Raw genomic sequence first — 14,423 nt, 5'->3', positions numbered from 1 at the left:
GGCCGCCCGAATCCGGTCATCCGGCTGCGCCGGGCCCCCGCGCGTGATTCGCTGAGGGCGATCCCCCCAACGCCAGGCACGTCGCCCGCAGCAGGAGGACCAGTGACCGGGACGTCCCCGCAGCCGCCACCGCACGCGCCGCACGACCCGCCCCCGATCTCCGGCCGGGCGGTGCCCGCGCCGGGCCGCCCGGACCCGTCGGAGACCCGGCTCCCGTACTACGAGGACCGCTCGCCGGGCCGGGGCGCGCTGCCGCCGCGCGCCTGGTACCCGTCCTCGGACGCGCCCCGGATCTCGCTGCACGGCACCTGGCGGTTCCGTCTCTCGCCGCGCGCCGACGCCGAGGACGAGGCGTTCGCCCGGCCGGACTTCGACGACACGGAGTGGCACGAGCTGAGGGTGCCCGGCACCTGGGTGCTCAAGGGATTCGGCGCCCCCGGTTACACCAACACCGCCTATCCCTTTCCGGTGGACCCGCCGCGGGTGCCGGACGAGAACCCGACCGGTGACCACCGGCACGTCTTCGATCTGCCCGAGGGCTGGGGCGAGGGGCCGGCCGTGCTGCACTTCGGCGGGGTGGAGTCCTGTGCCCGGGTCTGGCTCAACGGGCAGGAGCTGGGGCACTTCAAGGGCAGCCGGCTGCCGCACGAGTTCGAGGTCGGGCAGCTGTTACGGCGGCACCGCAATGTGCTGGCGGTGCGGGTCCACCAGTGGTCGTCCGGCAGCTATCTGGAGGACCAGGACCAGTGGTGGCTGCCCGGGATCTTCCGGAACGTCTCGGTCCACCGGCGCCCGGAAGGGTCGGTCACCGACCACTTCGTCCATGCCGGCTTCGATCACCGTACGGGCCGGGGCACGCTGCGCGTGGAGTGCACTCCGGCCGGGCGGGTGACCGTACCGGAGCTCGGGCTGGACCTGGCGACCGGGGAGAGCGCGACGGTGCCGGTGCAGCCCTGGACGGCCGAGGAACCCCGGCTCTATACAGGGGAGTTGGTCACCGCCGGGGAGACCGTCCCGCTGCGGATCGGGTTCCGTACGGTGTGCGTCGAGGACGGACTGCTGAAGGCCAACGGCCGCCGGATCCTGCTGCGCGGCGTCAACCGCCATGAATTCCATCCGCGGTACGGGCGGACCGTCGGGCCCGAGGTGATGCGCCAGGACCTGCTGATGATGAAGCAGCACAACATCAACGCCGTGCGCACCAGCCACTATCCGCCGCACCCGGCGTTCCTGGACCTCTGTGACGAGCTGGGGCTGTGGGTCGTCGACGAGTGCGATCTGGAGACGCACGGGTTCGGGCAGCAGGACTGGCGGGACAATCCGGTCGACGACCCGCGCTGGGAACCGGCGCTGCTGGACCGGGCCCGCCGGATGGTCGAGCGGGACAAGAACCACCCCAGCATCGTGCTGTGGTCGCTGGGCAACGAGTGCGGGACCGGCCGCGGACTGTCCGCCATGGCCGCGTGGATGCGCCGGCGCGATCCGTCCCGTCCGCTGCACTACGAGGGCGACCGCAGCTGCGCCGACACCGACGTCTACTCCCGGATGTACGCCGATCACGCCGAGGTGGAGCGGATCGGGCGGCGCACCGAGGGCCCGCTGGACGATCCCGCACTGGACGCCCGGCGCCGTCAACTCCCCTTCATCCTTTGCGAGTACGCACACGCGATGGGCAACGGGCCGGGCGGCCTTCGTGAGTACCAGCGGCTGTTCGAGACGTACGAGCGCTGCCAGGGCGGCTTCGTGTGGGAGTGGATCGACCACGGGCTGCGGCAGCGGACACCGGAAGGCGAGGTGTACCACGCCTACGGCGGCGACTTCGGTGAGGAGCTGCACGACGGGAACTTCGTCTGTGACGGCCTGGTGCTGCCGGACCGGACACCGTCGCCGGGACTGGCCGAGCTGAAGAAGGTCGTCGAGCCGGTGCGGATCGAGGCCGGGCCGGTCGGTGACGACGGCGGACGGACGGTCCGGATCAGCAATCTGTACGACTTCTCCGGGCTCGGGCATCTGTCGTTCCTGTGGACCTACGAGGTGGAGGGCGTCCCGTGCGGCAGCGGGTGGCTGGAGATGCCCACACCGCCACCGGGCGGGTCGGTCGTGACGACGCTGCCGGAGATGGCGGAGGAGCGGTACGAGGGCCGGGAGGCCCTCTGGACGGTGCAGGCCGTACTGGCGAGGGACACCGCCTGGGCGCCGGCCGGGCACGAGGTCGCGTGGGGCCAGTTCCCGGCCGTACCGCGTCCGGCGTATGTGCCTCCGGAGCCCACCGCCACCCCGCGCCGCGGCGAGGGCAATGTGATCGTGCTCGGGCCGGGCACGTTCGACGCCACGACCGGGACGCTGGGCTATCTGGACGGGGTGCGGATCGGCGGCCCCCGGCTGCACGTCTGGCGGGCGCCGACCGACAACGACGAGGCCGCGCCCTGGCAGCCCGGGCCGCGGCCGGCCACCGAGTGGCGCAGGCTCGGTCTGCACCGGATGCACCACCGTGTGGACGCCGTCGAACCGGACGGGCCCGCGCTGGTGGTGCGGACCCGGATGGCCGCGGCCGGTTCCCCGCTCGCGCTGCGCGCGGTCTACCGCTGGACGGCCCGACGCGACCTGCTGCGGCTGGAGTTGGCGGTGGATCCGGAGGGCGACTGGCCGGTTCCGCTGCCCCGGCTGGGGGTGCGGATGGCGGTGTGCGGGAGCCTGGGGCGGGCGGAGTGGTACGGCGACGGGCCGGGCGAGGGCTATCCGGACACCCGGGCGGCCGCCCGCACCGGCCGCTGGTCGCGGTCGGTGGAGGAGCTGCAGACGCCCTACGTCCGGCCGCAGGAGAACGGTTCCCGGCCCGGGGTGCGCTGGCTGCGGCTGACCCGGTCGGACGGTTCCGGCCTCCGGGTCGAGGGGGACCCGGACTTCGCCTTCGCCGCCCGCCGCTGGTCCGACGAGGAGCTGACCGCGGCCCGGCACACCCCGGACCTGCGGCCGGGCGATCACCTGTGGCTGCATCTCGACCATGCACAGCACGGCATCGGCAGCCAGTCGTGCGGGCCGGGCGTGCTGCCGCGGTACCGACTGACGGCCGCCCCGGCGCGGTTCTCGTTCGTCTTCGCGTCACTGCCCTGAGCGGCCGGCGGCCTCGCCGTCCATTCGCCGGCCGGGGGCCTGGTCAGAGGCATTGTCGGCGGCGGTGTCAGGGGCGTTGTCAGTGGGCGGAGCTACGATCCGAAGGAGCTGGGAAAAGATCCGCCCGGCAGCACACGAGGAGGGTTCGCACCATGGTCAGCACGGCCCCGACGCTCGCCGACGCCCTCGCCGCGGGGCCGGTGGTCCTCGACGGCGGGCTGTCCAACCAACTGGAGGCCGCCGGGCACGACCTGAGCGACGAGCTGTGGTCGGCGCGGCTGCTGGCCGAGGAGCCGGAGGCGGTGCTGCGGGCGCATCTGGAGTACTACCAAGCCGGGGCGCAGGTCGCGATCACCGCCAGCTACCAGGCGACGTTCGAGGGGTTCGCGCGGCGCGGCATCGGCGCCGAGGAGGCCGCGGAGCTGCTCGGCCGGAGCGTGGCACTGGCCCGCGAGGCGGCCGGCCGGGCACGGGCGGGCGGCGCCACCGGGCCGTTGTACGTGGCCGCTTCGGCGGGTCCGTACGGCGCGATGCTGGCGGACGGTTCCGAGTACCGCGGCCGGTACGGCCGGTCGGTGGCGGAGCTGGAGCGATTCCACCGGCCGCGGCTGGAGGTGCTGGCGGCGGCCGGGCCCGATGTGCTGGCGCTGGAGACGGTGCCGGACGCCGACGAGGCCCGGGCGCTGCTGCGGGCGGTGCGCGGGCTGGGCGTGCCGGCGTATCTGTCGTACAGCGTCGCCGGGGACACGACCCGTGCCGGGCAGCCGCTGGCGGAGGCGTTCGCCCTCGCGGCGGAGGCGGACGAGGTGATCGCCGTGGGGGTGAACTGCTGCGCGCCGGACGACGCGGACCGGGCGGTGCCGCTGGCCGCGCGGGTCACCGGCAAGCCGGTGGTGGTGTATCCGAACAGCGGGGAGCGCTGGGACGCCGAGGCGCGGACCTGGTGCGGCATAGCGGAGTTCAGCGCCGACCGGGTCGCCGGCTGGGTCGCGGACGGCGCCCGGCTGATCGGCGGCTGCTGCCGGGTGGGGCCGGACGCCATCGCGGAGCTGGCGGCCGGCCTCGGCCACTGACACCGGTCGGGGCTGCTCAGGACAGCGGTTTGGTGAGCTTCCTGGTGTTGCTGCGGTTGCCCATCAGGCTGCAACTGACGGTCTTGTAGCCGAGCTTGTAGCCCTTGGGGTTGGGATACTGCACGTAGGTGCCCTCGGCGGTGCCGGCGGGCTGCCGGGACGCCTTGCGCTCCAGCTCGTCCCGGCACAGCGACGACGCCTTGTCCTGGATGTCGGATTCGCTGGTCAGGCCCGCGCCGAGGCGGTGGGTGGCGACGACCTCGGCGTCGTGCGGGCCGTTGCAGGAGGCCACCTCGTTCATACCGTCGCCGTCCGGGCCCAGGTCGTAGCAGTCGCCGACCTTCTGCAGGTAGAAGGGGATCTTGCCGGAGGAGGGCGAGGTCGTGCTCCCGGAGTCGCTGCTGGGCGAGGCGTAGGGGTCGTCGGAGGGCGTGGCGGAGGCGCTCTCGGACGGGGTGGCGGAGGTGCTCGAATTGGCCGACGGGCGGGCGCGGTTGGTGCTGCCGTCGTCGCTGTTGGCGATCACGACGACGGCGATGACGGCGGCCAGCACGACCGCGCCGCCGCCGATGATGGCGGCGATGAGCTTGCCGTTGCCGCCGCCGTTGGGCGGGCCGGGCGGCTGCTGCCAGCCGCCGGGGCCGCCCGGGCCGCCCGGTCCCGGAGGGCCGTAGCCGCCCGCGGGCGGGCCGAAGCCGCCGGGGGGCTGGTTGCCGCCGGGGGGCGGGCCGTAGCCGCCGGAGCCGTATCCGGCCTGGCCGCCGGAGCCGTAGCCGGCCTGGCCGCCGGGGCCGTAGCCGCCGGCCGGCGGGCCGAAGCCGCTCGGGTTGTCGGGGGGCGGCTGGTTGGGCGGGTGCGGCTGGCCGGGCGGCGGCGGAAAACTCATAACGGAAATGATCGCTTCTTTACTGGGTTTCACGGGACGCGGTGACCAAGCTGGAACACGTCGGGTCTGATATGTCCGTCCGCTGGGCACCGTTGGCGACAGGCAGCAAGCCACCCTACGGCCCGGAGGTTCCGCGTGTTCACCGACCTGCCCCTGGACGAACTGCGCACCTATCGCCCCCCGTTGCCCGAGCCGCCCGGATTTGACGCGTTCTGGGAGCGCACCCTCGCCGAGGCCCGCACCCATGACCTGGCCGCGCGGTTCACCGCACTCGACGCCGGGCTGACCCTGCTGCGCACCTACGACGTGGAGTTCTCCGGCTTCGGCGGGCACCGGATCCGTGGCTGGTTCCTGATCCCGCGGGCGGCGGCCGGGCCACTGCCGTGCATCGTGCAGTACCTCGGTTACGGCGGCGGCCGGCTGCGGCCGCACGACTGGCTGCTGTGGCCCGCGGCGGGGTACGCCACCCTGGTCATGGACGCCCGCGGCCAGAGCGGTCCGAACCGCCCCGGTGACACCCCCGACCCGGCCGGCTACCGCAATCCGGGCGTCCCCGGCCGGCTGACCCAGGGCCTGCTCGATCCCGACGACCACTACTACCGGCGGCTGTTCACCGATGCCGTACGGGCCGTGGAGACCGCCCGCGGCCACGCCGAGGTGGACGAGGAGCGGATAGTGGTCGCCGGCCACAGCCAGGGCGGGGCGCTCGCCCTGGCCATGACCGGCCTGGTCCGGGGGCTCGCCGGGGCGCTGATCGACGCACCATTCCTGACCCATGTCCGCCGCGCGGTCGAGATCACCGACGCCGGCCCGTACGGCGAGCTCGGCCGCTACTTCGCGGGCGCCCGGGACCACGTCGACACCGCGCTGGACACCCTGGACCACTTCGACGGGCTGAACTTCGCGGTCCGCGCCACCGCTCCGGCGCTCTTCGCGACCGCACTGCGCGACGACGTGGTGCCGCCGTCCACCGGCTTCGCCGCGTACCACCACTACGCCGGCGAGAAGGAACTCAAGGTGTGGCGCTTCAACGCCCACGAAACCGGCGGTACCGACCAGCGGGCCGCCGAACTCCGCTTCGTCCGGCGGCTCTTGGGCTGACCGGGCCGGCCGGCCGCCCGGGCCGGTTCAGGACGCGCCGAGCAGATGGTCCAGGGCCAGCTGGTCCAGTTGCTCGAAGGCCATCCCGCGGGCGGCGGCCGCCTCCGGGCGGAAGGTCTCGTAGGCGGTGGGGTCGGCGAGCAGCCCGGCCAGGCCGTCCTCGGCGGTGGGGCGGGCCAGCTCGTGCAGGCGGGCGGCGCGCAGCGCGTCCTGGACGGCCGGGTCGGCCCGGAAGGCCGCGGCGCGCTCCTTGAGGATCAGGTAGTTGCGCATACAGCCGGCGGCGGAGGCCCAGACACCGTCGAGGTCCTCGGTGCGCGGCGGTTTGAAGTCGAAGTGCCGGGGCCCGTCGTAGCCGGCCGTCTCCAGCAGGTCGACGAGCCAGAACGCGGCACGCAGATCGCCGGCGCCGAAGCGCAGGTCCTGGTCGTACTTGACGCCGCTCTGGCCGTTGAGGTCGATGTGGAAGAGCTTGCCCTGCCACAGGGCCTGGGCGATGCCGTGCGGGAAGTTCAGGCCGGCCATCTGCTCGTGGCCGACCTCCGGGTTGACGCCGAACAGGTCGGGGCGTTCGAGGCGCTCGATGAAGGCCAGGGCGTGGCCGACGGTGGGCAGCAGGATGTCGCCACGCGGCTCGTTGGGCTTGGGTTCGAGGGCGAACCGCAGGTCGTAGCCCTGCTCGACGACGTACTGGGCGAGCAGGTCGAAGGCTTCCTTGAGCCGGTCGAGGGCGGCACGGACGTCCTTGGCCGCGCCGGACTCGGCGCCCTCCCGGCCGCCCCAGGCCACGTAGGTACGGGCGCCCAGGTCGGCGGCGAGGTCGATGTTGCGCAGCGTCTTGCGCAGTGCGTAGCGGCGGACGTCGCGGTCGTTGGCGGTGAAGGCGCCGTCCTTGAACACCGGGTGGGTGAAGAGGTTGGTGGTCGCCATCGGGACGACCAGGCCGGTGGCGTCCAGTGCCCGGCGGAAGCGTTTGACGGCCGTCTCCCGCTGGATGTCGTCGGCGCCGAACGGGATCAGGTCGTCGTCGTGGAAGGTGACCCCGTACGCGCCGAGCTCGGCGAGTGCGTGGACGGTCTCGACCGGGTCCAGGGCGCGGCGGGTGGCGTCCCCGAAGGGGTCGCGGCCCTGCCAGCCGACGGTCCACAGACCGAAGCTGAATTTGTCCTCGGGCACCGGCCGGCAGCGCATCGCAACTCCCTCAGTCATTTCGTCAAGGCTCTTTACAAATTCCGCGGTGGCCAAACTAATATGCGGCGGCACACCGGGGAACCCCCTGGAAGCAGACCGTGCGAGAAGGTTCCGCACCCGTGTGGCAGCGGGCCGCCAAGGGAGAGAGCACGATGGGCGCACAGGCAGCGGGACCGCTCGTCCTCGGCGTGGACAGCTCGACGCAGTCCACGAAGACGCTGGTCGTGGACGCGGAGACCGGCGTGGTCGTCGCGCGTGGGCAGGCGCCGCACACGGTCGGCGGCCCCGGCAAGCAGAGCGACCCCCGGCAGTGGTGGCGGGCGCTGGGCGAGGCGCTGGCGCAGTGCGGGGACGCCGCCCGGCAGGTCTCGGCGGTGTCGGTCGCCGGGCAGCAGCACGGACTGGTCACGCTGGACGCGGCGGGCGAGCCGGTGCGTCCGGCGCTGTTGTGGAACGACGTCCGCGCGGCGGGCCACAGCGAGCGGCTGATCGCCGAGCGGGGCGGTGCCCGGGCCTGGGCCGACCGGGTGGGGAGCGTGCCGGGGCCGGCGTTCACGGTGGCCAAGTGGGCCTGGCTGCGGGAGACCGAGCCGACCGCGGCCGCCGCCACCGCCGCGGTGCGGCTGCCGCACGACTACCTCACCGGGCGGCTGACCGGCGAGGCGGTCACCGATCGCGGGGACGCCTCCGGTACGGGCTGGTGGGCCTCGGCCACCGGGGCGTACGACACCGAGATCCTGGCGCACGTCGGGCTGCCGCCGGAGGCGCTGCCCCGGGTGGCCGGGCCGGGCGAGGCCGCCGGGACGGTGCACGCCGCCGAGCTGCCGCTGCCCCGGGGCGCCCTGGTGGCCGCGGGCACCGGCGACAACATGGCGGCCGCGCTCGGGCTGGGCCTGCGCCCCGGACAGCCGGTACTGAGCCTGGGCACCTCGGGGACGGTCTACGCGGTCTCCGCCCACCGCCCGGCCGATCCGACCGGCACGGTCGCCGGTTTCGCCGACGCCCGGGGCGACTGGCTGCCGCTGGCCTGCACCCTGAACTGCACGCTCGCCGTGGACCGGGTGGCGGCGCTGCTGGGCCGCGACCGGGAGGCCGTGGAGGCGGGCGGTGAGGTGGTGATGCTGCCGTTCCTCGACGGGGAGCGCACGCCGAACCTGCCCGGGGCGTCCGGCCTGGTGCACGGGCTGCGGCACGCCACCACGGCCGGCCAGCTGCTCCAGGCCGCCTACGACGGTGCGGTGTTCGCGCTGCTGCAGGCGCTGGAGCAGGTGCTGGACGCGGACGCCGCGGCCGGGGCGCCGCTGCTGCTGATCGGCGGCGGCGCGAAGGGCCGGGCCTGGCGGGAGACGGTCCGCCGGCTCTCCGGCCGCCCGGTGGTGGTACCCGAGGCCCAGGAGCTGGTCGCGCTCGGCGCGGCGGCGCAGGCGGCCGGGCTGCTGCTGGGCGAGGACCCGGCGGCGGTGGCCCGCCGCTGGGGCACCGCACGCGGCGCGGAGTGGGAGGCCCAGCCCCGGGACGACGCCGCCCTGGAGCGCCTGGCGGCGACCCTCACCGACGCGGAGGCCCTGCTGCGACGCTGAGGCCCGGTCCGGTCCGTACGCCGCGGTCCGCACACCCCCGTCCGCACGCCCCCGTCCACACGAACCCGTCCACACGAACCGCCCGTACGGGCCCGCCCGTACGGACCGGCGCGGCCGCCCCACGGCCACCCGGACGCCCCCCGTAACCCGGCACCGCCCGCGACGGGACATCACCCATCAGCCAATCACCCGCCAGGGACACCCCCCCTGGCCCGGCATCTCCGAGGAGACCCGTGACCCCGCCCGGCAACGACACCCAGGCCGGCATCCGGCGGCGCAACCTCGCCCGGGTGCTGCGGGCCGTGGCGGCGCACGGGCCGCTGTCGCGGCCGGCGGTGGCGGCGCGGATCGGGCTGACCCGGGCGGGTGTGGCACCGCTGGTGGACGAGCTGCTGCGGGCCGGGCTGCTGGCCGAGTCCGGGCCGGCGGCGCCCCGTGGCCGGGGCCGGCCCGGGAGCGAACTGGTGGTCAGCGACCGCGGCCCGGCGGGGATCGGGGCGGAGATAGGCGTGGACCATCTGGCGGTGTGCGCGGTCGATCTGCGCGGCCGGATACGCGCCCGGGCGGCGGTCGGCGCGGCGAACCGGAACAGCGCGCCCGGGCCCGTACTGGAGCGGCTCGGGAAGCTGCTCGCGGAGGTGACCGGGCGGATCGGCGCGGAGGGGCTGCGGCCCGCCGGGCTCACGGTGGCGGTGCCGGGGCTGGTGGCCCGCGGCGGGACGACCGTGGTGCACGCGCCCAACCTCGGCTGGCGGGCGGCGGATCTGGCGCCCGGCCTGGCCCCGGTGACCGCCCCGCCGGACTCCCCGGCCGTGCCGCTGACCGTGGAGAACGAGGCGAACCTGGGGGCGCTGGCCGAACTGCGGATGGCCGCTGGGGACGGCGAACGGCCGGGGCCGCCGCCGGACTTCGTGCATGTCTCGGCCGAGGCCGGGATCGGCGCGGCCGTCGTGGTGGACGGCCAACTGCTGCGCGGCGCCCGGGGGTTCGCCGGGGAGCTGGGCCATGTGCCGGTGTATCCGGACGGCCGCCGGTGCGACTGCGGCGGGCGCGGGTGCCTGGAGCAGTACGCGGGGGAAGCGGCCGTGCTGCGGGCGAGCGGGGCGGCGGCCGGGGAGGCGGGCCCGGGGGCCCGGATCGCGTGGCTGGCGCGCCGCGCGGCCGACGGCGACCCGGCCACCGTACGGGCCCTTGCGGAGGCGGGGACGGCGCTCGGTATCGCGCTGGCCGGGGCGGTGAACCTGCTCGACCCCCGGGCGGTCGTCCTGGGGGGTGCGCTGGCCGGACTCGCGCCGTGGGTACTGCCGTCGCTGGAACGGGAGTTGACGCTGCGGACGGCCGTGGCGGCGGATCCGGGGCGGGCCGGCGGGCCGTCCGTGACGGTGTCGCGGCTGGGGGCGGACGGGCCGCTGCTGGGGGCGGCGCACGCGGCGCTGCGGGGCGTCCTCGACGATCCCCTCCCTTCCCGCGCCCCGGCTGACCCTCCCCCGGACCGAACCCGCTAAACCTTTCCATGGAAAGAGATTTCCATGCCACCCCATTGAGCGATTGTGCCGATAAAAAGCGCACCACTACCGTCGGTTCGGCGGGCTGCCGCGAAACCGCCGTGAAATCGGTTCCGGGGCAGTACCGCATCGCACCCTCCCAGGAGACAGGTGGCCTTGTGACGATTGCCGACGAATCGCTTCCCAGCAGTGCGGAAGAATCCCAGAATTCCAGTCTGAGTACCACCGCCGCACGGAATTTGGCGACCACCACCAAAACCGCGCCGCAGATGCAGGGAATCACTTCCCGCTGGCTGCTGCGATTGTTGCCCTGGGTGCAGGTGTCGGGTGGCACGTACCGCGTGAACCGCCGGCTGGCCTACACCGTCGGCGACGGGCGCATCGACTTCGACATCAACGGCGGCGACGTCTCGGTCATCCCGGAGGAGCTGCGGGAACTGCCCGCCCTGCGGGAGTTCACCGACCAGGAGGTGCTGGCCGCGCTCGGCGAGCGGTTCACCCAGGTCGAGTACGCGCCGGGCGAGCTGATCGCGGAGGCCGGCACTCCGGACGACCGGCTGGTGCTGATCGCGCACGGCCGGGTGGACCGCATCGGCACCGGCAAATACGGCGACTCGACGGTGCTGGAAGCCCTGGCGGGGGGTGACCATTTCGGGGCCGGTCCGCTCGAGGCCGACGAGGGGAGCTGGGAGTTCAGCTACCGCGCGGTGACCCGGGTGACGGTCATGACCCTGCCGCGCCAGGCGGGCCTGGAGGTGATCGACCGCTCCCCCGGGCTGCGCGAGCACCTGGCGACGGCCGACCGGTCCGCCGCCCGGCCGACGAACGCCAGCGGCGAGTCGGCGGTGTCCGTGGCGTCCGGCCACCAGGGCGAGCCGGCCCTGCCCGGCACCTTCGTCGACTACGACGCCACGCCGCGGGAGTACGAACTGAGCGTGGCCCAGACGGTGTTGCGCACGCACAGCCGGGTCGGCGACCTCTACAGCGACCCGATGAACCAGGTCGAGGAGCAGCTGAAGCTCACGATCCAGGCGCTGCGCGAGCGCCAGGAACACGAGATGATCAACAACCGCGAGTTCGGGCTGCTGCACAACGCCGACCTCAAGCAGCGCCTCCACACCCGCACCGGACCGCCGACCCCCGACGACCTCGACGAACTGCTCGCGACGGTGTGGAAGGACCCGGGTTTCCTGCTCGCCCACCCGCAGACCATCGCCGCCATCGGCCGGGAATGCAGTGCCCGCGGCCTGTATCCGACCGCGGTGGATTTCATGGGGCATTCGCTGCCGTCCTGGCGCGGGGTGCCGATCTTCCCGTGCAACAAGATTCCGGTCACCAGGGAACGCACCAGCTCGATTCTGCTGCTGCGTACCGGTGAGGAGAAGCAGGGTGTGGTCGGTCTGCATCAGACCGGAATTCCCGATGAATACGAGCCGGGCCTGTCGGTGCGTTATATGGGTATCGACGACCGGGCGGTCCTCAAGTATCTGGTGAGCGCCTACTATTCCGCGGCCATTCTCGTGCCCGATGCGCTGGGCGTGCTGGAGGACGTGCAGATCGGCCAGTGAACGGCCGCCGCAGGAACAGCCGGGCAGTACGCGTCACCGCACGCCCCGGCAGCAATCGGCACAGCCAGCACCGACAGAACAGGTGAGCTTCTTCCATGACCACATCGGTGGACCCGACGTCCGGCCCGCAGCCCTCCGAGGTCGAGCAGCATCCGTCCAGCCTGGGCACCGCCGCGGCCCGCAATCTGGCGACGACGACCAAGACCGTGCCGCAGATGCAGGGGATCTCCTCCCGCTGGCTGCTGCGCATCCTGCCGTGGACCCAGGTCTCCGGCGGCACCTACCGCGTCAACCGCCGGCTGACGCACACCCTCGGCGACGGGCGGATCGAGTTCGTCTCGACCGGCACCGACGTCCGGGTGATCCCGGCCGAGCTGCGCGAACTGGCGCCGCTGCGCGGCTATACCGACGCCGCGACCCTGGAGGCGCTGGCCGGCCGCTTCGTACAGCGGGAGTTCGCCCCCGGTGACGTACTGGCCCGCGAGGGCGCCCCGACCGACCGGGTCATCCTGATCGCGCACGGCAAGCTGGACCGCCTCGCCACCGGCAAGTACGGCGAGGAGACGTCCCTGGGCACGCTGGCCGACGGTGACGCCATCGGCGCCGCGGCGCTGCTGTCCGCGGACGCGGAGTGGGAGCACTCGGTGCGTGCGGTGACCCGGGTGACCGCACTGACCCTGTACCGCAGCGACTTCGAGGCGGTGCTGGGCGATGCGGATTCCCTGCGGGCGCATATCGAGGCGTTCCGTACGGCGCTGGTGCCGGCGCAGAACAAGCACGGGGAGGCGGCCATCGAGCTGGCCGCCGGCCATGTCGGCGAGCCGGTGCTGCCGGGCACCTTCGCGGACTACGAACTGACGCCGCGGGAGTACGAACTCAGCGTGGCGCAGACGGTGTTGAAGGTGCACTCGCGGGTCGCCGACCTCTACAACGGGCCGATGAACCAGCTGGACCAGCAGCTGCGGCTGACCGTGGAGGCGCTGCGCGAGCGCCAGGAGCACGAGATGATCAACAACCGCGAGTTCGGACTGCTGCACAACGCCGACCTCAAGCAGCGCCTCCACACCCGCACCGGACCGCCCACCCCCGACGACCTCGACGAACTGATCTCCCGGCGCCGCAAGACGCAGTTCCTGCTGGCGCATCCGCGGACCATCGCCGCCATCGGGCGGGAGTGGAACGCCCGGGGGATCTATCCGAGCACGGTCCCGTTCGAGGGCGGGGAGGTCCGGGCCTGGCGGGGCATTCCGCTGCTGCCGTGCAACAAGATCCCGATCACCCGGGACCGGACCAGCTCGATCCTGGCGCTGCGGGTCGGCGAGGAGAACCAGGGCGTGATCGGGCTGCACCAGACCGGCATCCCGGACGAGTACCGGCCGGGCCTGTCCGTGCGCTTCATGGGCATCAACGACCAGGCGGTCATCAACTACCTGGTCAGTTCCTACTTCTCGGCGGCCGTGCTGGTGCCGGACGCACTGGGCATCCTGGAGGACGTCGAGATCGGTCACTGACCTGCGGTGTGCCGCCGTCCGGTGCCGCGTCCGGGCCCGTCCCTCCAGGGGCCCGGACGCGGCACCCGGGTGACGACCGATCAGGTATGTCCCGGCTCGTGACCTGCACCGTTGTCGTCTTTGGTCGAGCCATTGGCGGCCCGGCCATGCCCTTGGCAGGACCTGTCCGGTTGCGCATGATGAACGCATCGCATGTGCGTGACATGTACGCGACCACCCTCGGTCCTTGTCAGGAGTCCACATGGAGCCCCGCCACCCCCGCACCGCCCGCCGACGTCTGATCACCGGCGCGGCCGCACTCGCCGCATCCGCCGCCCTCGCCCCGCTCACCGCGTCCGCCGCACTGGCCGGCCCGCGCCGCCGGACACCGCACGGCGGCGACGGCTACCCCCCGGTCGAATGGGTGCCGGCCAGCAGGTCCAACTTCACCGCCGCGGACCGCCCGGACCAGTACCCGATCGAGATGATCGTGATCCATGTGACGCAGGAGACCTACAAGGACACCCTCCGGCTGTTCCAGGACCCCCGGCACAAGGCCGCGGCCCACTACGTCGTCCGCTCCGCCGACGGCCACCTCGCCCAGTGCGTCAGCGAGCGCGACGTCGCCTGGCACGCCGGCAACTGGGACTTCAACACCCGCAGCATCGGCATCGAGCACGAGGGCTGGATCGACGACCCGACGTGGTTCACCGACACGCTCTACGAGCGCTCCGCCCGGCTCACCGCCGCCGTCTGCGACCGCTACGGGATCCCCAAGGACCGCGAGCACATCATCGGCCACATCGAGGTCCCCGGCTCCGACCACACCGACCCCGGGGAGTTCTGGGACTGGGCGCGTTACCTGCAGCTGGTCACCGAGGCGTCCTGGCGGCACCGCAGATGACCCGGCGCGCG

At 73.5% G+C, this 14,423-nt stretch carries 10 protein-coding genes; 8 read left to right on the top strand and 2 right to left on the bottom strand.

Going from position 1 to position 14,423, the window contains the following annotated elements; translation table 11 throughout:
* Positions 1-156 precede the first annotated feature (156 nt).
* Complete coding sequence (locus ACFV1J_RS16010; protein ID WP_385858550.1) at positions 157-3,114, top strand: glycoside hydrolase family 2 TIM barrel-domain containing protein; 2,958 nt, start codon at positions 157-159, stop codon at positions 3,112-3,114.
* Between the two features lie 152 nt (positions 3,115-3,266).
* Complete coding sequence (mmuM, locus tag ACFV1J_RS16005; RefSeq protein WP_385858360.1) at positions 3,267-4,187, top strand: homocysteine S-methyltransferase; 921 nt, start codon at positions 3,267-3,269, stop codon at positions 4,185-4,187.
* A 16-nt stretch (positions 4,188-4,203) separates the two neighbouring features.
* Here mmuM and ACFV1J_RS16000 read toward each other — a convergent pair whose 3' ends face one another.
* Positions 4,204-5,073 carry a hypothetical protein gene (locus tag ACFV1J_RS16000; protein WP_385858358.1) on the bottom strand — a complete coding sequence of 290 codons (870 nt, stop codon included), beginning with the start codon at positions 5,071-5,073 and terminating at the stop codon, positions 4,204-4,206.
* 135 nt (positions 5,074-5,208) lie between these two features.
* Between ACFV1J_RS16000 and ACFV1J_RS15995 the strand changes: the two genes are divergently transcribed.
* Positions 5,209-6,174: an acetylxylan esterase gene (locus tag ACFV1J_RS15995; protein WP_385858355.1), complete on the top strand. Its 966-nt coding sequence runs from the start codon at positions 5,209-5,211 to the stop codon at positions 6,172-6,174.
* 27 nt (positions 6,175-6,201) lie between these two features.
* Here ACFV1J_RS15995 and xylA read toward each other — a convergent pair whose 3' ends face one another.
* Positions 6,202-7,365, bottom strand: coding sequence for a xylose isomerase (gene xylA, locus ACFV1J_RS15990; protein WP_385858548.1), 1,164 nt, complete (start codon positions 7,363-7,365; stop codon positions 6,202-6,204).
* A gap of 152 nt (positions 7,366-7,517) precedes the next feature.
* On the opposite strand from xylA, the gene xylB reads away from it, so the two are divergent.
* The 5 genes from xylB (at position 7,518) to ACFV1J_RS15965 (ending at position 14,412) form a co-directional block, all read left to right on the top strand.
* Positions 7,518-8,945: a xylulokinase gene (xylB, locus tag ACFV1J_RS15985; RefSeq protein ID WP_385858353.1), complete on the top strand. Its 1,428-nt coding sequence runs from the start codon at positions 7,518-7,520 to the stop codon at positions 8,943-8,945.
* A gap of 233 nt (positions 8,946-9,178) precedes the next feature.
* Entirely contained in the window at positions 9,179-10,450 is a 1,272-nt protein-coding gene (locus ACFV1J_RS15980; RefSeq protein ID WP_385858350.1) for an ROK family protein, read from the top strand.
* A gap of 158 nt (positions 10,451-10,608) precedes the next feature.
* Positions 10,609-12,018 (top strand): family 2B encapsulin nanocompartment shell protein, encoded by a 1,410-nt coding sequence (locus ACFV1J_RS15975; protein WP_385858348.1) that lies wholly within the window; start codon positions 10,609-10,611, stop codon positions 12,016-12,018.
* 95 nt (positions 12,019-12,113) lie between these two features.
* On the top strand, positions 12,114-13,529 hold the full coding sequence (locus ACFV1J_RS15970) for a family 2B encapsulin nanocompartment shell protein (protein WP_385858346.1): 1,416 nt from the start codon (positions 12,114-12,116) through the stop codon (positions 13,527-13,529).
* A gap of 241 nt (positions 13,530-13,770) precedes the next feature.
* Entirely contained in the window at positions 13,771-14,412 is a 642-nt protein-coding gene (locus ACFV1J_RS15965) for an N-acetylmuramoyl-L-alanine amidase (protein ID WP_385858344.1), read from the top strand.
* The last annotated feature ends 11 nt before the right edge of the window (positions 14,413-14,423 follow it).

Source organism: Streptomyces sp. NPDC059649 (assembly GCF_042734445.1).
Classification (GTDB): Bacteria; Actinomycetota; Actinomycetes; order Streptomycetales; family Streptomycetaceae; genus Streptomyces.
This window is presented reverse-complemented; position numbering and strand designations above follow the sequence as displayed.